General features: G+C 58.7%; 19 protein-coding genes, 1 tRNA gene and 3 pseudogenes. 17 read left to right on the plus strand and 6 right to left on the minus strand.

Features of this window, described 5'->3' with window-relative positions; genetic code table 11:
* Positions 1-47: 47 nt before the first annotated feature.
* From V3W40_RS29260 to V3W40_RS29285, 6 genes are all read left to right on the plus strand, one after another.
* A complete protein-coding gene (locus tag V3W40_RS29260; RefSeq protein ID WP_065927334.1) occupies positions 48-608 on the plus strand; it encodes a carboxymuconolactone decarboxylase family protein in 561 nt (186 codons plus the stop codon).
* Positions 609-648: 40 nt separating this feature from the next.
* The gene (locus tag V3W40_RS29265) at positions 649-1710 is read left to right on the plus strand and encodes an acyl-CoA dehydrogenase family protein (protein ID WP_092484821.1); all 1062 of its coding nucleotides are present in this window, start codon (positions 649-651) and stop codon (positions 1708-1710) included.
* Entirely contained in the window at positions 1707-2510 is an 804-nt protein-coding gene (locus V3W40_RS29270; RefSeq protein ID WP_330216165.1) for an ABC transporter ATP-binding protein, read from the plus strand. The genes V3W40_RS29265 and V3W40_RS29270 overlap by 4 nt, the downstream gene beginning before the upstream one ends.
* Complete coding sequence (locus tag V3W40_RS29275) at positions 2497-3696, plus strand: ABC transporter substrate-binding protein (protein ID WP_065927337.1); 1200 nt, start codon at positions 2497-2499, stop codon at positions 3694-3696. Before V3W40_RS29270 ends, V3W40_RS29275 begins: the two co-directional genes overlap by 14 nt.
* Positions 3693-4460 (plus strand): ABC transporter permease, encoded by a 768-nt coding sequence (locus V3W40_RS29280; RefSeq protein WP_065927338.1) that lies wholly within the window; start codon positions 3693-3695, stop codon positions 4458-4460. The genes V3W40_RS29275 and V3W40_RS29280 overlap by 4 nt, the downstream gene beginning before the upstream one ends.
* 180 nt (positions 4461-4640) lie before the next feature.
* On the plus strand, positions 4641-4829 hold the full coding sequence (locus V3W40_RS29285) for a hypothetical protein (protein ID WP_330216166.1): 189 nt from the start codon (positions 4641-4643) through the stop codon (positions 4827-4829).
* An 8-nt stretch (positions 4830-4837) separates the two neighbouring features.
* On the opposite strand, the gene V3W40_RS29290 is transcribed toward V3W40_RS29285, so the two are convergent.
* Positions 4838-5218 carry a fe2+ zn2+ uptake regulation protein gene (locus V3W40_RS29290; RefSeq protein WP_074846870.1) on the minus strand — a complete coding sequence of 127 codons (381 nt, stop codon included), beginning with the start codon at positions 5216-5218 and terminating at the stop codon, positions 4838-4840.
* A gap of 236 nt (positions 5219-5454) precedes the next feature.
* On the opposite strand from V3W40_RS29290, the gene pvdQ reads away from it, so the two are divergent.
* Both pvdQ and V3W40_RS29300 read left to right on the plus strand, forming a co-directional pair.
* Positions 5455-7743, plus strand: coding sequence for a bifunctional acylase PvdQ (gene pvdQ, locus V3W40_RS29295; RefSeq protein WP_330216167.1), 2289 nt, complete (start codon positions 5455-5457; stop codon positions 7741-7743).
* Positions 7744-7954: 211 nt separating this feature from the next.
* Positions 7955-8028: transfer RNA gene (locus V3W40_RS29300), tRNA-Cys, on the plus strand.
* 156 nt (positions 8029-8184) lie between these two features.
* Here V3W40_RS29300 and V3W40_RS29305 read toward each other — a convergent pair.
* The 4 genes and pseudogenes from V3W40_RS29305 to V3W40_RS29320 all read right to left on the minus strand — a co-directional run bounded on the left by V3W40_RS29305 (position 8185) and on the right by V3W40_RS29320 (position 10025).
* Positions 8185-8926: pseudogene (locus V3W40_RS29305) on the minus strand (tyrosine-type recombinase/integrase).
* A gap of 3 nt (positions 8927-8929) precedes the next feature.
* Entirely contained in the window at positions 8930-9166 is a 237-nt protein-coding gene (locus V3W40_RS29310; RefSeq protein WP_003207583.1) for a DUF4224 domain-containing protein, read from the minus strand.
* Positions 9166-9486: a hypothetical protein gene (locus V3W40_RS29315; protein WP_330216168.1), complete on the minus strand. Its 321-nt coding sequence runs from the start codon at positions 9484-9486 to the stop codon at positions 9166-9168. Before V3W40_RS29315 ends, V3W40_RS29310 begins: the two co-directional genes overlap by 1 nt.
* Entirely contained in the window at positions 9483-10025 is a 543-nt protein-coding gene (locus tag V3W40_RS29320) for a phosphohydrolase (RefSeq protein WP_330216169.1), read from the minus strand. The genes V3W40_RS29315 and V3W40_RS29320 overlap by 4 nt, the downstream gene beginning before the upstream one ends.
* A 65-nt stretch (positions 10026-10090) precedes the next feature.
* On the opposite strand from V3W40_RS29320, the gene V3W40_RS29325 reads away from it, so the two are divergent.
* From V3W40_RS29325 to V3W40_RS29355, 8 genes and pseudogenes are all read left to right on the plus strand, one after another.
* Complete coding sequence (locus tag V3W40_RS29325; protein ID WP_330216170.1) at positions 10091-10426, plus strand: hypothetical protein; 336 nt, start codon at positions 10091-10093, stop codon at positions 10424-10426.
* Entirely contained in the window at positions 10426-10551 is a 126-nt protein-coding gene (locus V3W40_RS29330; RefSeq protein ID WP_330216171.1) for a hypothetical protein, read from the plus strand. The genes V3W40_RS29325 and V3W40_RS29330 overlap by 1 nt, the downstream gene beginning before the upstream one ends.
* A 74-nt stretch (positions 10552-10625) precedes the next feature.
* Positions 10626-11135 carry a glycoside hydrolase family 24 protein gene (locus tag V3W40_RS29335; protein WP_330216172.1) on the plus strand — a complete coding sequence of 170 codons (510 nt, stop codon included), beginning with the start codon at positions 10626-10628 and terminating at the stop codon, positions 11133-11135.
* Positions 11132-11446, plus strand: a complete 315-nt coding sequence (locus V3W40_RS29340; protein WP_330216173.1) for a DUF6527 family protein — start codon at positions 11132-11134, stop codon at positions 11444-11446. The genes V3W40_RS29335 and V3W40_RS29340 overlap by 4 nt, the downstream gene beginning before the upstream one ends.
* Positions 11443-11922: a lysis system i-spanin subunit Rz gene (locus tag V3W40_RS29345; protein ID WP_330216200.1), complete on the plus strand. Its 480-nt coding sequence runs from the start codon at positions 11443-11445 to the stop codon at positions 11920-11922. The genes V3W40_RS29340 and V3W40_RS29345 overlap by 4 nt, the downstream gene beginning before the upstream one ends.
* Positions 11923-12891: 969 nt before the next feature.
* Positions 12892-13431, plus strand: a pseudogene (locus tag V3W40_RS34950) (MCP four helix bundle domain-containing protein); the annotation flags it as partial.
* A 30-nt stretch (positions 13432-13461) separates the two neighbouring features.
* Positions 13462-14529: a methyl-accepting chemotaxis protein gene (locus tag V3W40_RS34955; RefSeq protein ID WP_442962874.1), complete on the plus strand. Its 1068-nt coding sequence runs from the start codon at positions 13462-13464 to the stop codon at positions 14527-14529.
* A gap of 351 nt (positions 14530-14880) precedes the next feature.
* On the plus strand, positions 14881-15675 hold the full coding sequence (locus V3W40_RS29355) for a DNA adenine methylase (protein ID WP_330216175.1): 795 nt from the start codon (positions 14881-14883) through the stop codon (positions 15673-15675).
* Between the two features lie 195 nt (positions 15676-15870).
* Here V3W40_RS29355 and V3W40_RS29360 read toward each other — a convergent pair.
* Positions 15871-16056: pseudogene (locus V3W40_RS29360) on the minus strand (SOS response-associated peptidase family protein); the annotation flags it as partial.
* 163 nt (positions 16057-16219) lie between these two features.
* Here V3W40_RS29360 and V3W40_RS29365 point away from each other — a divergent pair.
* Positions 16220-17845 (plus strand): methyl-accepting chemotaxis protein, encoded by a 1626-nt coding sequence (locus V3W40_RS29365; protein ID WP_330216176.1) that lies wholly within the window; start codon positions 16220-16222, stop codon positions 17843-17845.
* Positions 17846-17853: the final 8 nt, after the last annotated feature.

Genomic DNA, 17853 nt, shown 5'->3' on the forward strand with positions numbered 1-17853 from the left:
TCTTATAACCAACAGACTGGATACACGACCCCTCAGGAGACCGCTCCATGTCCCGTGTACCGCTGCTCACCCCGCAAACCGCGCCACCCGCCGCCAAGCCGCTGCTGGAAAATGCGCTGAAAGCCTCGGGTTTCATCCCCAATCTGCTGGCCGTGTTGGCCAATGCCCCGGCGGCGCTGGAAACCTACATCACCGTCTCGGGCCTGAACGCCAAGGCCGAGCTGAGCCTGGCCGATCGCGAAGTGGTGCAGTTGATTGCCGCCACCACCCACGGCTGCGATTTCTGCGTCGCCGGCCACACCGCCGTGGCGCGCAACAAGGCCAAGCTGCCGGAAGAGGTGATCGACGCCCTGCGCCAGCGCGGCGAATTGCCCAATGCCCGTTATGAGACACTCGCTGCCTTTACCCGGGAAGTCATTGCCACCCGTGGCGATGTCAGCGATGCCGGTTTCGAGGCGTTCCGCGCCGCCGGGTACACCGAAGGCCAGGCCCTGGAAGTTATTTTGGGGGTGAGCCTGGCAACCCTGTGCAACTTCGCTAACGTGTTTGCCCGTACCCCGCTGAACCCGGAGCTGGCGCAATACCGTTGGGAAAAACCGGCCAGCTGAAGGGCAGGTGGCCCTGCTGCTTTGACAAGGAGAAACATGAATGCTTGACCCGATCTTGAGCCGTTGGCTCGATGTTCAAGCGCAGGCCCTGGATGTGGGCAGTTGCGATCCCCAGGAAGTGCTGCCACGGCTGGCAGAGGCCAACGTACTGCGTATCGGTGTGCCAAAAGCCTTCGGCGGCCTGGGCGGCGATGTGGCCGGCGCCGTCGAGGCCATCGCCAATGTCGCCAGCCATTCGTTGGCGGCGGCGTTTGTGTGCTGGGGCCAGCGCTCGTTTATCGAGTATTTGCTGCAGAGCCCGAATGAGCGGCTGCGCGAGCAATTGCTGCCGGACCTGCTCAGCGGCAGGTTGGCGGGGGCCACCGGTTTGTCGAATGCAATGAAGTTCCTGTCGGGCATCGAGACGCTGCAAATCAGCGCCGAGCCGAACGACCATGGCTGGACCCTCAACGGTCGCTTGCACTGGGTGACCAATCTGCGCAAGAACGGCTTTGTCGCGGCAGCGGCGATCGAGCATGCCGGCGGCGGCGCGCCGTTTATCCTGGCGATTCCGGATTCGGTGGCGGGCCTGCAACGTTCCGGCGACCTGGAGCTGCTCGGCCTGCAATCGAGCAACACCGCAGCCCTGGGCCTCGAAGGTGTCGAGCTGAGTCGCGAGTGGTTGCTGCACGAGGATGCACGCAAGTTCCTGCCGGCCGTGCGCCCGGCGTTCCTGGGTTTGCAGTGCGGTATGTCGATCGGCCTGGCCCGGCGCTCGCTGGCGGAAGTCGCCCATCACCTGGGCGCGGCCCGCACGGTGCTGCGCGAAGAACTCGAAGGGTTGCGCGGGACCTTGGATCACCTGGTGACCGAGCTGCAGAATGGCCTGCTCGCCGGGCGCTTCGCCGCTGAGCCGGTGGCGTTGTTCAAGTTGCGCATCGGCCTGGCCGAGACCGCCGCCAGCGCAGTGCAGCTGGAACTGCAGGCCAGTGGCGGCAAGGCTTACCTCACGGCCCATGGCAGTGGGTTTGCGCGGCGCTGGCGGGAATCGGCGTTTGTGCCGATCGTTACGCCCAGCCTGGTGCAATTGCGCACCGAGTTGCAACGCCAGGCCAACCTGTGAGCCCGGTGGTATTGAGTGCCCGGGGCATTGGCCTGGGGTACGGCGGCGGCCCGGTGTTGCAAGGCTTCGACCTGCAATTGCAGCGCGGTGAAGTGGTGTCGATCCTAGGGCCCAGCGGGGTCGGCAAGTCCAGCCTGTTGCGGGTGCTCGCCGGCTTGCAGGCGCCCCAGGATGGCAAGGTGCAGGTGTTGGGCGAGCCGTTGAACGGACCCCATCCACGTGTCGCCGTAGCGTTCCAGGACCCCAGCCTGTTGCCGTGGTTGAGCCTGGAAAAGAACGTCGCGTTCGGCCTGGATTTCGCCCGCCAGCCGCACCTGGGCGCTGATGAGCGCCGCCGGCGCGTCGACCACGCCATCGCGGCGGTTGGCCTGGAGCACGCCCGCCAGCAATTTCCGGCGCAGCTGTCCGGCGGCATGGCCCAGCGCACCGCGTTGGCCCGTTGCCTGGCACGCCAGCCCCAGGTGCTGTTGCTGGATGAGCCCTTCGGTGCGCTGGATGAAGTGACCCGTGCCGATATGCAGCACCTGTTGCTCAAGGTCAACCGTGAGCAGGGTTCGGCGGCGGTGTTGATCACCCATGACATCGACGAAGCGCTGCTGTTGTCCGACCGCATCCTGCTGCTGGGCAACCGCCCGGCGCGGACGCTGGGCGAATGGCGCATCGACCTGCCGCAACCACGGGAAGAACAGGTGGAAGCCATCGGCGCGCTGCGCATCGAGATTCTTAAAACCCTACGGCAGGCGAGCCGCCCTCAACCCCAACCCCTTGACCTGCTGGAGCCCAGCCATGTGCCTGGATGACCTGACCCACTCGCGCCGTGACTTTCTCAAACTTTCCGCAGTCCTCAGTGCCGCCGGCGCCTTGCCGCTGCTGGGCAGCCTGCAGGCCCGCGCCGCCAGCGAGCCGGATGCGCCGGTGCGCATCGGCTACCTGCCGATCACCGACGCGACGCCCTTGCTGGTGGCGCATAACAACGGCCTGTTCGAAGCCGAAGGCATCAAGGCCGAGCGCCCGGTATTGCTGCGCAGTTGGGCGCAGGTGATCGAGGCGTTTATCTCCGGGCAAGTCAACGTGATTCACTTGCTGTCGCCGATGACCGTGTGGGCACGCTATGGCAGCCAGGTGCCGGCCAAGGTGGTGGCGTGGAACCATGTGGGCGGTTCGGGGCTCACCGTGGCACCAGGCATTACCGAGGTGAAGCAACTGGGCGGCAAGTCGGTGGCGATCCCGTTCTGGTATTCGATCCATAACGTGGTGGTGCAGCAACTGTTCCGCGACAACGGCCTGACCCCGGTGGCGCGTGCCGCCGGCAGTGCGATCGGCGCCAATGAGGTCAACCTGATCGTGCTGCCGCCTTCGGACATGCCGCCGGCCCTGGCCAGCCAGCGCATCGACGGCTATATCGTCGCCGAGCCGTTCAACGCCCTGGCGGAGAACCTCAAGGTCGGGCGTGTGCAGCGGTTTACCGGCGACGTGTGGCGCAATCACGCGTGCTGCGTGGTGTTCATGCACGAACACGACCTGAACAATCGCCCGGAGTGGTCGCAGAAAGTCGTGAATGCGATCGTCAAGGCCCAGGTGTGGACCCGTGATAACCGCGCAGAGGCGGTGAAACTGCTGTCCAAGGACGGCCCGAACCGCTACACGCCACATGCCGAGCCGGTGTTGAGCAAAGTCCTGGCGCCAGCCGCTGCCGACCGCGCGGCCTACCTGGCCGATGGCGCGATCCGGCATGCCGACTGGGACGAGCACCGCATCGACTTCCAGCCCTATCCATTCCCCAGCTACACCGAGGAATTGGTGCGACGTTTGAAGGACACGCTGATCGAGGGGGACAAGAAATTCCTCGCCGATCTGGACCCGGCCTTTGTCGCCAAGGATCTGGTGGATGACCGCTTTGTGCGCAACGCCATCGAAGCGGTGGGCGGCATGGGCACCTTCGGCTTGCCCGAGGGCTTTGAGCGGACCGAGGAGATTGGCGTTTGAACAACCGCAGAGTCCCGGGCTGGTTGCTCGGGTTGAGTGGCCTGGCCGGCCTGTTGTTGCTGTGGTGGCTGGGAGTGAAGGTGTGGGGCGATGGGGGCGGCCTGGCGGCGCGCTTTTCGCTGGCCGCCACCTTCAGCAGCCTGTGGGAATTGCTGGGGCGCGGTGAGCTGTATCTGCATATTGTCGTGAGCCTCAAGCGCATCTTCGTCGGGCTGTTCCTGGCCTTGCTGGTGGGGGTGCCGCTGGGGCTGCTGGTGGGCAGTTCGCGCAACCTGGAAGCGGCGACCACGCCGGCCTTCCAGTTTCTGCGGATGATCTCGCCGCTGTCCTGGATGCCCATCGTGGTGATGCTGATGGGGGTAGGGGACCAACCGATCTACTTCCTGCTGGCGTTTGCTGCGGTGTGGCCGATCATGCTCAACACCGCCGCCGGCGTGCGCCAGCTCGACCCGCGCTGGCTGCAGTTGAGCAGCAGCCTGAGCGCCACGCGCTGGGAAACCTTGCGCCGGGTGATCATCCCCGGCGTGGTGGGGCACGTGCTGACTGGCGTGCGGCTGGCCATTGGGATCCTGTGGATCGTGCTGGTGCCGTGCGAAATGCTCGGGGTCAGCGCGGGGCTTGGCTACTACATCCTGGATACCCGTGATCGCCTGGCCTATTCGGAACTGATGGCGATGGTGTTGCTGATCGGGCTGCTGGGGTTTGCCCTGGATGCGCTTGCACGCGGGTTGCATCAGCGGTGGGTGCATGGGGGGAGCCAGTGAAGGCATGGCCTGAGCCCGGCGGCCCACCGCCGTCGGGGTGAGCGGCACACTGGAGGAGCCAAAGCTTTTCATCACCTGTAACATAAGACCCTGTCGACCCCGTGCATCCCGTCGCCGGGTATGTGCCTGGCGTGTTCGGCGATACACAGTAAATACATTCTTCCGGTTCAGGAACCCGTCATGACCCAAAAGCAACGCTTGAAATACTCGATCCTGATCGCCCTGGCGGTACTGGCGACGATGTTTGGCCTGTCCTACCTGCAGAACATCGGGTTTATCAGTGAGAAGACATTCCAGACCATCGCCATCGCCGTCGCGGTCATCGTGGTGGTGATCAACGGCATCATGCGCCGCAAGGTCAAGCTTTAAGGTCCGCCTCAGCTTCGAGCGTCGAGTACCTTGGCAGCCTCTTCATGGAGGCTGTAGCTTTTATCCGCGTTAAGGGTGATCACGCCTTCGCTGCACAGGCGCTTGAGCACCTCGCGCACACTCAGGAACGACAACGGGATCCCCAGCTCCAGCAAATGGCTGTGCACGCCACGTACCCCCAGGGTGCGCTGGTTGTTGGCGGCGGTGAGCAGGGCGTCGATGACCTTCAGCCGGATCAGGCTGGTGCGCAGGCCGAAACACTTGAGCAGGTGGCGAATACGCTGGTTGCCTTGCTGTTCGGGGGTTTTGCCGAACGCTTGGGCGCCGTTGCCAAATTGGCTGTCGGCTGCGGGTGAATGTCCGTCCGTGGGCACTTGCGGGTTGTACATGCAAAAACTCCTTATCAGAGCCTGATCAGGAAAATGATGGCGCTCTTAGTCAATAAGACGAACGAGCGTGCAAAATCATGAAGGGTGTGATGTAGAAAATTTGTCGGTATCGGCTTTGTCACATCTGCAGCGCCTCGGATAAACCCGCTCCAGGGTTAAATTTCTCCCGGTTTTTTGCGTCCTTACGGTGGGGTGGTTACCCCTGTGAGGGTGTTCAATTTGACTGCGGAGTCTGTGTGATTATTTCCAACGGGTTGGCCAAGGTGTGCGTGACGGGGCTGTTGCTGGGGGCGAGCCTGGCTGCAACAGCACGGGAATCGACAACGCAGGCGTCGGCGGATATCCGCCGCACCAGTTTCGGCGTGCCGCATATTCGCGCCAATGACGAGCGTGGCCTGGGCTTGGGGATCGGTTATGCCTATGCCCAGGACAACCTGTGCCTGCTGGCCAATGAAGTGGTTACCGTAAACGGCGAGCGGGCCCGGTACTTCGGCCCCGAGCAGTCGACCCTGGAAGAGCGCAACAACCTGGCCAGCGATGTGTTTTTCACCTGGCTGAATACACCGGGCGCGGTGGCGGCTTTCTGGAAGGCGCAAAGCCCGCAGATCCAACAGCGCATGCAAGGCTACGTGGCCGGCTACAACCGTTACCTGAAAGAGCAGGGCGCACCCGCCCAGTGCCAGGCGGCCTGGGTGCGGCCGCTGGTGGTTGAAGACCTGGTGAAATTGACCCGCAGGTTGTTGGTGGAGGGCGGTGTCGGCCAGTTCGCCGAAGCCCTGGTCGGCGCCGCGTCGCCCCAGGCCACCGCGAGTGTGCCACCCAGCGCCAAGGCATTCGAATTGGCCGCCGCCAATCAACAGCGCTTCAGCCTGGATCGCGGCAGCAATGCCGTGGCGGTGGGCCGCGACCGCTCGTTCAATGGCCGTGGCATGTTGCTGGCCAACCCGCATTTCCCGTGGGTGGGCGGCATGCGCTTTTATGAAATGCACCTGACCATCCCCGGCCAGTTGGATGTGATGGGCGCCGCGCTGCCCGGCCTGCCAGTGATCAATATCGGCTTCAACCAGCATGTGGCGTGGACCCATACGGTGGACACGTCCAAGCACTTCACCCTGTATCGCCTGACGTTGGATCCCAAGGACTCCACGCGCTATATGCTGGATGGAAAATCCATCCCCCTGGAAAAAACCTCGGTGACGGTCCAGGCCCGGCAAGCGGACGGCAGCGTGACGCCGGTAACCCACTCGGTCTACAGCTCGCAGTTCGGCCCCGTGGTGCAATGGCCCGGCAAGCTGGATTGGGACACTCACCACGCCTTCAGCCTGCGCGATGCCAACCTGGGCAACGACCGCGTCCTTCAACAGTGGTACGCCATGAACCGTGCCACGAGCCTCAAGGACCTGCAAACCTCGGTGCACACCCTGCAAGGCATCCCGTGGGTCAATACCCTGGCCGCCGATGACCAGGGCCAGAGCCTGTACATGAACCTGTCGGTGGTGCCCAACGTCAGCGCGGCCAAACTGGCGCAATGCAGCGACCCGCGTGCCGGCCTGCAGATGATCATGCTCGACGGTGCCCGCAGTGCCTGTGCCTGGGACGTCGACCCGCGTGCCGCCCAGGCCGGCATCTTCCCCGCCGACCAGTTGCCGCAGCTGGAGCGTAGCGACTACGTGCAGCACTCTAACGATTCGGCGTGGCTGGCCAACCCCAAGGCACCGTTGACCGGCTTCTCCCCGGTGATCAGCCAGGACCACATCGGCCTCGGCCCGCGCGCACGCTTCGCCCTGCAACGCTTGCAATCCCTGGAGGCGCAACCGATCAGCGTCGCCGACCTGCAAAACATGGTCATGGACAACGAGGTGTACCTGGCCGGCCAGGTCATGCCCGACCTGCTGGAATTCTGCGCCAAACACCTCGGCACCGACGCGACTGCGCTCAAGCCACTGTGCACCAACCTCACCGATTGGGACCGGCACGCCAACCTCGACAGCGGCCTGGGCCTGGTGCACTTCATCAATTTGGTTGAAGACCTGCAGCACCTCCCCGATGCCTGGCGCGTCGCGTTCGACCCGGCCCAACCCCTGACCACCCCACGGGGCCTGGCCATCGAGCGCGCCCCCGTGGCCAAGGCCCTGCGCGAAGCCATGCTGGCCTCCACCGCAGCCGTGGCCAAACTCGGCCTCAACGCCGACAGCAAATGGGGCGATATCCAGGTCAGCGGCCAAACCCCGATCCACGGCGGCCCGCAAGCGCTGGGGATCTACAACGCCATGCAAACCGTGCCCCGGGCCGACGGCAAGCGCGAAGTGGTCAGCGGCAGCAGCTACCTGCAGATCGTCACCTTCGACGACCAGGGCCCCCACGCCCAGGGCGTGCTCGCGTTTTCCCTGTCCAGCAACCCGGCATCCCCCTACGCCAAGGACCAGACCCAAGCCTTCGCGCAGAAAAAACTCCGCCCACTGCCGTTCACCGACGCCCAGATCAAGGCCGACCCGCAGTACCAGCAGCAGCTCATCAAGGAGTAGGGCAGGCGCGCAACCCCTTGATGCCAATGCGAAATATTTTTGAAATCAAGGGGTTGCAGCCAAAAGCAAATGAGTACATAATGGCGCCCATGAACGCAACGAAGCATTAAAAACTTCAATGTATTCAATGAGTTAGAGTAGAGGCAGGGCTTTATGGCCCACTCAAGTTTTTATGCGGTGAATGCCAGTGGCAAGGGCATTGATCGTTTGAGGCCGAGTAGCAAAATGGTTATGCAGCGGATTGCAAATCCGCCTACGCCGGTTCGATTCCGACCTCGGCCTCCACTCTTAAAGCCCCGTAGATCAATAGTCTACGGGGTTTTTTATTGCCTGCGATTTGGTAATCGCTTCCGCAACTTTTGGGATGTGTTCCGCAACCCTACGCGTTTTTGATCGCAATGAGGCGGCAGAACAGCGCCGAGTGAGGGTGTGGTTGGCCTCTTACTTCGTGGGGTTAACGATCTCACCGACGCGCCGATAGACCTTCTTTGTCATCTCCTCAGTGGAGTGGCCGAGCAGCCGACTTGCATGCGCAAGTTCTATCTCGCTGGCGGCTTTGGGGCGGATGTCTTTGAACTGAAACTGACGGATTAGTACAGCAAGGGCGGGATCGCCGTCGGCACCGGCCTTGATGGCTGCTTTATCCCGGGCTTCATCCCAGCGGTTTCGTAACATCTGCTGGCTCATCCTAAGGCCGGACGCGTTCGTGATAAGCGTTGAAGTCTTAATCCCATTTAACGATCTGCGTTCGAGCAGGTTGTCTAGGAATAGACTAAGCGCAGATTGTTCGCCGGCATCGTCCAGGCGAATACGCAGAAGTTTGCCGCCCTTGCCCTGGCGAACCCCTACAAAGCCGTTGGCCAGATCGGTAGTTGCCACCTTCAGTACATCTGCAGGGCGCTGGCCGGTCAGGTAGGCAAGGTCCATGGCATCCTTTAGTTCCTGCACTGTCGAACAGCGCACCCATTAGATGATTGGGCTTTAGTGGTTCGCGGCGTTCCAGTCGAGCCCACTCGACCTTCGCCGCGTCCAGATCACTGCCCAGCGGTATTTCTTTTCGGTTACCGTCGGCATCCCTGCCGTTGTAGTAGAACGAGGTCCACACGGCGCCGCTTTTACGCTTGCGAATGCGCCGTATCATTCGAGGCGGAAGATCGCGATTGGCTATGCTTTTCTGGCGCATGAGTCAGCTCACGTTCGCTAGGTCGAGCGACCAGGTTTCAGTTACGGCGTTGACCCCAGAAGGTTTGACGCCCGCGAGCTTCAGTCGGGCGTAAACCCGACCCACTATTGGGCGGCGAGCGCCTGTCAGAACAAACTCCCAGCGATTTTCGGTCAACCATAGAATTTGTTTGGACGGGATCTGATATCCGGTGATGGTCGCCAGTTCTTCGTCGGCGAGGGTTTCGCTTTGGAATTCCATCATGCGGCTCTCCCGATCAGGTCTGTCGGCCCATAACTTCGGCGTGCGTTCTCCTTAGGAGGCAACTCGATAGTGCCAGGAGCATGCGTATACCCCACGGCAGGCTGCGCGGGTGGGCGTTCCTGAGCGCTTAGCATTGCATCATCGACCGCTGCCCCGCGCAGCTTTTCGAGGGGTATAAGCGCCTCGTTTGGGGCGCTGGAAGGAGCAATAATACCTGCTGCTGCGCACCAGAGACTGTTTGTTTCTGAGGTGTCGACACCACTGGTGATACGGAGCAAAGCGGCCTCGGCGCCGGCGTTTTTCTGTTGGTTCTTCATGCCGCTTTCCTCCGGTGTTCGATGGCGAGTTGGTCCATCAGGCGCTGGTGGTAGGTGAGTCGGGCTTCTGCGGCAGACCATGGCCGGATGGTTTCAGCCATGGGTTGTATGCCGACCAAGCAATCCCAGATAACCGGATCGGTTGGCATGAGGTCGCGGCGTTCGGTGGCAAGCGCAATCAAGTCGGCCTGGTGAACGCAAGCAGGAAGTTCTGCAGCGATGTCGAAGCGCTGGCACACGCGTTGCCATACCCAGTCTTCGAAGTCTTGGTATGCATGTATCCGCTGCTTAAGAGGCTTGGTCATGTCGCCTAGGTACGCCTCTGGCGCGTCGTGGAGCAAGGCTGCGAGCTTGTGTTCTTCCGGCACCAGCTCGGCGACGATGCAGCTGTGTTGCGCCACACTGTAGAACTCGCGGGTGTGTCCGTTGAGGCGGCAGAGGTGTGCCAGTGAGTGGGAAATATCGCGTGGATCGATCATGTCGGCGTCAGGTTCGAACAGGTCAAAACGCTTACCGGTGTGGGTGAGGATCCAGTTCATGCTGCCTCCTTCACGAGGTCGGCCAGCAGCAGGGCGTCAAGGCCGACATCCGGGCGATGGTGGGGGTGCAGAAAACCGTTGAAAAGCGCTACCTGATCATCACGCCGCCGCTTGGCGGCAACCCGACACCGGGCACGTCGACGGGGGAGGGGGTCGGTACCGCCACCTACAACAACTGTGTCGCGCTGGAAGATTGGGCCACCACCGAGTACGGCGATCGCGTGATCAAGATCCGCGAGTGGCTGATGCAGTTCAACGACGGCAGCGCCGACGATCTCGACGACGTGGCCAAGGGCGTGGTTCCGCGTTCGCTGCGGCTGGACATCATTCACAACACCACGATCAGCAACGGGCATATCGCTCGTCGCATTGCCTATGAAATTAACCGGAGGTCCTGGTAATGGCCGGACAAAAAACCGTACTGGATGGCATCACCTTCACCGATACGACGTTGCCCATTCTGCGCTCCGATGCGTTGCTGAGTGCCGGGTTCTGGCCCCATTCGTTTGAGTGCAGCACCGTCTAAAACGAACTCAACAGAGTTTATTCCACCTCTAATCCCCGCCGTTGTGCGGGTTTTTTTCGTCTGGAGAAAAGGCTATGGCACGACTTTCTACCACCCAAGCGGGCAGCCGCAATGCTCTGGCTTTCCTCGACATGCTCGCTTGGTCCGAGGGGACCAGCACATCGCCGGCCACTGCCCTGGATGGCTACGACGTCATCGTGACGGGCATCGACAGAAAGCCTGAGGTCTTCACAGATTTCAGTGATCACCCCTTCGCAAAGGGACGCCGCTCGAAGGTCATCAATAGCAAGGGCCTGACCTCAAATGCCTCGGGCCGGTACCAGCAGATGCTCAAGGACTGGCCGCATTACCGAACGTTTTTGGCCTTGCCTGACTTCAGCCCTATCAGCCAGGACCTGCTGGCTATGCAGCACATCCGCGAGTGCCGCGCACTACCGGATGTGCATGCCGGCCGGGTCGAATCCGCAATCGCAAAGTGCCGGAATATTTGGGCAAGCCTGCCTGGCGCAGGGTATGGCCAGCGTGAACACCGGCTTGATGATTTGATCCAGCGGTACCGCCTTGCGGGTGGGGCGCTGTCATGACGGCATTACGGAAAGTATCCCGGTGCCTGGCCCAAGCCGAGGCGGATCGTCTGTATTTTGAGTGTCCAGGTTGCGGCCTGGCTCATGGCATTTCGCACGGCGCAGGGGTTGGTCCACGGTGGGGGTGGAATGGGAGCTTGGAAGCTCCGACGTTCACGCCGAGCATTTTGGTTCGATACACCTGGTCGGACGGCCCGAGGGTTTGCCATTCGTTCGTGACCGGTGGGCGCATTCAGTTTCTCGATGACTGCACCCACCAGTTGTCCGGGCAGACCGTCGACCTGCCTGATTGGGAGGAGGAGCAATGTTGACCACACAACAGAAATTAGCAGTTTTGTTGGTCGCTATGGCCATCGCGTTCGGCGCGGCCTGGCAGGTGCAAGCGTGGCGTTATACGGGCAGGCTCGCGAGCCAGGCCGCGCTTCAGGCTGACGATCTGAACAATCTGACCCAGGCCGCGCTCCGCCAGCAGCAGACCGAACAGGACAAGCGCCTGGCCACAGAGCAACAACTCGCCGTCTCCGATCAACAGCACACCCGAGAACTGTCCGATGCCAAACGTAATCAGGCTCTATTGCGTGACCGCCTTGCTACTGCTGATGTGCGGCTGTCAGTCCTTCTCGACGCCTCGGATTCAGCCAGTGGCTGTAAAGTGTCTGCCGCCCCCAGCTCCATCGGCGTGGTTCATGCAGCCGGTCGAGCCCAACTTGACCCTGCGCATGCTCAACGAATTATCGGCATCACCGATGCCGGCGACCAAGGACTGATCGCTTTAAAAGCGTGCTAGGCATATATAAATGCCGTAATGCGATAACCTATACGTATGCTGCGAGTACGATAGTAATAGTTCTACGTAGAAATAGAGTTTGCGTGCTGTGTAAATGAAGGGCGCTGTTTGGTCAACGTAAAATCAGTTCAAGCTCCGGCTACTGTTTCTCTGCACGCGAAATCTTTCCATCACCCACCTCATCTGAATAGCTTAATAATTTAACTTCCATGTCATGATAGTTTAACGCCATCGTCATGATTTCGTTCGCACCTGTCTCATCCCCCTGTGTAAGAAGGGTTTCCGCTATCCTTAGAAGGTCGATGCTGGCCCATTTTAGAAGAGCGGCCGCTTCTCTGAGGTCTCGGCTAAGCTGCTGACATGGTTTAGGGAGCGACATAGGCTATGTGCTCATCAGACCTCTTAACTCAGCTACTGCAAGCTTTAACTTCTCTGCTTGGGACAAAACAGCCTCTCCCAGGCTGTCAAGTCCGTTATCTTTTAACACTGTACCCTCACGTGTCAAGCCTTCAGCCGCCTGTTCGAGTTTTCTTGCATATAGCTCAACCTGAAAGTTAGCCGAATGCCCCATAAACGTTCTCCAACTTAGGTGATTTGGACCAATACAGTCCTATGCGAATACATAATCTAATACGCTATTTAGTACGCTGCAACAACCTCTGCCCTTTGCCAATAGTTGTAAGTTTTTTGTAAATAGTTAGCCTTTGCGCTGTTTTGGTGCGCATGCTCAAGTCTGGTGCGCTATGCTTTTTGTGCGGGTGATCAACGTTTTTTTGGCGCCATAAAAAGTGCAAAAGATTTTGCCAGCCCGTCATGTGTTTTCTTGTTTTTATTATTTGCAGATTTGGTTGTTTTTAGGCTAAAGATAGTTCGTCGTCCGTCGACATAAGAGGTGACACGCCTTTAGCGTGAACGCTCCGTTATCTAATGATGCTTCGTTAGGAGAAGGTCATGACCAGCAGCAATCAAATGGCTCGTTCGGGGTTGACCGTTAAGTGGCGGTTAATGCTCTCTACTTTCATCATCATTGCCGCTTTCTTTGGATTGTCGGCTTATCTGATTTATCAGATAAAAGTAGCGACTGATAATACCGGTGCGTTGTTTAATCAGGACTTTGCTAATATGGAGAAAGTCGATGGTATTGATGGTCTGCTCACTAGGGCAGATATCAATATTCTACGGATGATTGCAATAGGTGACCCCATACAGATTCCTGAATGGAAAAAGCAGAACGAAAGTTCATTTGTTCAGATTGATGATTTAGTTTCTTCTCTGGCAGGACGAGCATCCGGCGCACCTTCAAATAATGATGCTGAAAAACTTAAAAGTGATTATGAAAAGATGCGTGACGGTATGCGCCATCAAACTGCTGTTATTGAGTCGGGAGATATTGCTGGTGCTGCGACGGTTAACCGAGAGGAAGTGAAGCCTTTTGCGGAGCGGGTTTTCCAGACGCTTCACTCGATGCGCGAACTGGGCAAAAATCAAGCAGGTCAGAGGTATAAGGAGCAATTAGCGAGCGCTGATTTCACTCGCACAATGGCCTTAGCTACGACGCTGTTAATAGTGGTGCTTAGCGTTATTATAACACTGTTAACCACGCGTAGTATTATTGGATCAATCGGCGGTGAGCCTAGTATGGTTGCTGATTTTACTCGCAATATTGCTCAAGGCGATCTTACCAAGTCGATCACGGTTTCGAAAGGCGATGAAAGCAGCGTCGTATTTGCAGTAGGTGTAATGCAGGAACAGCTAAGACAAACGCTACAGCAAATTTTTAATTCGTCAGTACAACTCTCTGATGCTGCCGAAAAATTGACGACTGTTACTGAAGTTAGTGCTAGTAGCATGAAGCGGCAAAATGATGAGTTGGATATGGCTGCAACAGCGGTGAACGAGATGACCAGCGCCGTCGAAGAGGTTGCGCGTAACGCTGAACATACTGCTCGTTCCTCGGGTAGTGCTACCGGCGCAGCAGAGGAGGGTATGGCACTAGTTAGGCAAACCTCTATAGCAGTCGACAATGTGGGGGGGGATATCGCTAAGACATCGAATTTGCTCGGCGATTTGGCGGAGCAGTCTCGTGATATAGGCAAGGTTTTAGATGTCATTCGGGGCCTTGCAGAACAAACAAATCTGCTTGCATTAAACGCTGCAATCGAAGCGGCGCGAGCGGGGGAGGCAGGTCGAGGCTTCGCGGTGGTAGCCGATGAAGTCCGTGCGCTTGCCCATCGCACACAACAGTCAACTACCGAGATAGAGCGTTTGGTAACTAATGTTCAGAATGGTACAGAGCTTGCTGTAGATTCTATGCTTAGTAATACTGAACTGGTGACAAAAACACTTAGCATTGCAGAAGGCGCCAACGAAGCGCTGGGTAGAATTAATTCAGCTGTAAGTGAAATCAATGATCTAAACCTTGTGATTGCCAGTGCATCGCAAGAGCAGGCGCATGTTGCGCGAGAGGTCGATCGCAATCTGGTAAATATCCGTGATCTGTCCGCTCAGTCAACTCAAGGCGCTGCTCACACGATGGGAGCGAGTCAAGAGTTGTCGCGCTTGGCTACAGATCTTAGTGCAATTGTTAGTCGTTTTCGACTGAGCTAACAAGTCAGGATGATTTGGGAGTTACCTGTTAAAGACTTTTCTTGGGCTAATGGGTGACCTCTACATTTGTGGGGGCTCGCCCAAGAGCTACCTATCCCAGCAGAACTGGATATCAGCATCTATCAGATTGCAGTTTTACCACTAGCCCAGTTCCGCCAGTCTGAGGGCATATCAGGTTCTCAAAGAAGTATTTACAACGAAGTAAAGGAGCGGCCGGGCAAGATGCGTCAACATCTAACCCGGTCACTTTCCCCGCAGACCATACCTGCAAGTCCAGCCAAGGCTCCTGCTTCGTGCACAAAGCGATATGAGCCTAGCACTGTTTATCCATACAGCAAAGGTCTTGCTTTTATGTCTACACCCATCGTTCCTTGGATGGGCGGCAAACGCCGCTTGGCCGATCGCCTTATCCCTCTCTTCCCACCCCACGAATGCTACGTTGAAGTCTTTGCCGGCGGTGCCGCGCTTTATTTCATGCGTCCCCAGGCAGCGCCTGTTGAAGTTCTCAATGACATCAATGGCGACCTGGTTACGCTGTACCGCGTCGCGCAGAACCACCTGGAAGAATTTGTGCGTCAGTTCAAATGGGCGCTTAGCTCCCGCCAGGTGTTCGAGTGGCAGAAGATTACCCGCCCTGAAACCCTCACCGACATCCAGCGCGCCGCCCGGTTCTTCTTCCTGCAGCATCATGCCTTTGCCGGCAAGGTGACTGGGCAGACTTTTGGTACCGCGACTACAGGCCCGGCCATCAACCTGCTTCGGATCGAGGAGAACCTCTCAGCAGCGTGGCAGCGGTTGTCCGGCACCTACGTCGAAAACCTCCCTTGGCTTGAATGTGCTGAACGCTACGACCGTGCGCACACCTTTCACTATATGGATCCGCCTTACTGGCAGACGGCTGGCTATGGCGTGGACTTTCCCTTTGAGAACTACGAGCGGATGTCCGATTTTATGCGCCGTTGTAAGGGCAAGGTGATGGTCAGCATCAACGATCATCCTGAGATCCGGCGCGTATTTGATGGGTTTCACTTCGAGATGATTGATATTCGATATAGCACCGCCAATCAGCGGCAGGGGAAAGCGGAAGTCAGCGGAGAGTTGGTCATCATGAATTGGGAGCCGGCAGCATTGGGCAGCCTGTTCTAATAGGAGCACGCCGCCGTGTTGAGCAGTGGCGCGTTGTCCTCATTGAACTAACGTTGCCCCTTTAGCTCGTATTGCAGTCTTTCAATCTCACATTGGGTAACGGATGGATAAGCAACTCGCAGGTCTTTCATTTCTGCTTACCCTCGTGTGAATCTCCGCAGTCGCCTTTGTCATGTGGTACCTCAGTTGATGGGCCGGCTCGATCAGTTCTGACCCCTGATTTCTAACATTACCCACGGCCTTGCCTACGGGGAACCATTCAAACTCTTCCGTGGGTTAGCACAACTCCTTTGCAATTTCCTCCGCTCGCGACGGAGTTATGGTGGGGTCAAGCCACTCGTTGGCATGCTCTGGGGTCAGTACTAAGTGGCGTCGGTCGTGGCGTGCGCATCAACACCGGTGGCCAAGAGCGGACGCAAAAATATACGGCGAACGTCCCCCAAACTGTGCGCTGATCGCCCAGGTTCTCTGCAAACCGCTCAAGTTTCAACGCCTGGCGTGGATAGCGTATTACAACCATTTACTCGCAGTCCGGAGCTTCTACATGTTTGCCCACTTGAAAGTCCGCACAGGCATGATCGGCGTGTTGGTGTTATTCGTCATCGCGCTGATGTTCTCGATCGTCAACAGTTGGTCATCTGCTGTGCGCAGCTATGATCAGGTCGACGAGCTCAGACACACTTCACAACAGATTGACGGCATCAACAATTCGCTGTTGTTGGCCATTCGTACCAGTGCCAATGTGTCATCGGCCTTTATTGAAACGGTAGGTGGTCGATTTGAGGATGCAGAAGCCCGGCTGGTGCGCAGTGAAGGCATCTGGAACGATGCCATCGCCAAACTCAATGCATCAACGGCCGACATTAGCGACCCAAAACTTCAAGCGCTAGCCAGCGAACTGAAGGCCGCGTTCGCCGAGTACGGTACCGCCATCGTCGGCCAACGCGCCGCGACGCGTGCACGCTCGGCGGACCAGTATTTTGTGGTCAACATCAGCGCTGGCAAGGGCATGACCAAACTTCAGGAGATCCGGGTGAATCTGGTCGGCGCCCTGGATGCCCGCGCCGCTGAAATCAATCAAGAGGCCAGTGACCGCCTGGCAACTGCCAAGCGGCTATCCCTGGCACTGGCATGTATCACCCTGGCGCTGGCGGTGATTTGCTGGATGTTCATCTCCGGCCGTGTACTGCGTCCGCTTCGTGAAGCCGGTGAGCATTTCAAGCGCATCGCCAACGGCGACCTGACCCAAGAGGTCGTGGCCCCGAGCCGCAACGAAATCGGTGACTTGTTCGTTGAACTTCAGCGCATGCAAGCCAGCCAGCGGAACACCTTGATCCTGATTTCCGGTTCTGCGACTCAGTTGGCCTCGGCGGCCGAAGAACTCAACGCAGTGACCGAGGAAAGCAACCGTGGCCTGCAGCAACAAGACATGCAACTTGAACAAGCCGCCACGGCGGTTAACCAGATGACCAGCGCCGTCGAAGAAGTAGCGCGCAATGCCGTCTCCACTTCGCAAGCGGCGACAGCGTCAAACACGCTGTCGGAGAAAAGTCGTCGACAAGTTCGCGAAAACATCGCGGGTACTCAGTTGATGACAACTGAAATCCAGGGCAGCGCAGAGCGTATCCAGCACTTGGCCGGCGAAGTGCGCAACATCGGCAAGGTGTTGGACGTGATCCGTGCCGTGTCGGAGCAGACTAACCTGCTCGCCCTCAATGCCGCTATCGAGGCCGCCCGCGCCGGCGAGGCGGGGCGCGGCTTTGCCGTGGTCGCCGATGAAGTCCGAACACTCGCCTATCGCACTCAGGAGTCCACTCGCGAGATCGAGCAGATGATCGGCAGCGTGCAGACCACCGCCGAGCAAGCTGTTGAGTCGATGCGCGATAGCACCCTGCGCGCGCAAGGTACTCTGGAAATCACTCAAGCCTCCGGCGCGGTACTTGAAGACATCTTTGCTGCCATCGGCCAGATCAACGAACGCAATCTGGTCATCGCCAGTGCCGCGGAAGAGCAGGCTCAAGTTGCCCGTGAAGTGGACAGCAACCTGGTTGCCATCCGTGACCTGTCCGCGCAGTCTGCAGCCGGCGCTCTGCAGACCAACGCGGCGAGTTACGAGTTGTCGCGTCTGGCGGTCGAGTTGAACAACCTCGTGTCCCGTTTTCGTACCTGAGTGAACCG

Origin of the sequence: Pseudomonas sp. AM8, from assembly GCF_036346475.1 — a bacterium.
Classification (GTDB): Bacteria; Pseudomonadota; Gammaproteobacteria; order Pseudomonadales; family Pseudomonadaceae; genus Aquipseudomonas; species Aquipseudomonas marginalis.